General features: G+C 79.8%; 1 pseudogene. It reads left to right on the top strand.

The window, feature by feature from the left end:
- Positions 1–326, top strand: a pseudogene (locus DZG00_RS17585) (TPM domain-containing protein); the annotation flags it as partial.

Raw genomic sequence — 326 nt, 5'->3', positions numbered from 1 at the left:
TCGCCCACGCCCAGCGCGCCCTCGACGACGCGCACGAGGCGGCGCCGCGCGATCCCGTGCGCGCGGTCGCGGCGTCGCAGGCCGCGACCTCCTACTCCGCGCAGGCCATCGAGGCGGCGCAGCGCGACCTCGACCAGGGCGGCGGATACGGCGGCTACGGCGGGGGCGGCGGGATGATGGGCGGCGGATCCGGCATCGGCGGCGCGGTCGTCGGGGGCATCATCGGCGGGCTCCTCAGTGGCGGCGGAGGCGGCGGCGGCGGCTGGGGTGGCGGCGGCGGATTCGGCGGAGGCAGCTTCGGCGGAGGCGGCGGCGGATTCGGCGGA

Origin of the sequence: Clavibacter lycopersici (genome assembly GCF_003576405.1) — a bacterium.
Lineage (GTDB): Bacteria > Actinomycetota > Actinomycetes > Actinomycetales > Microbacteriaceae > Clavibacter > Clavibacter lycopersici.
This window is presented reverse-complemented; position numbering and strand designations above follow the sequence as displayed.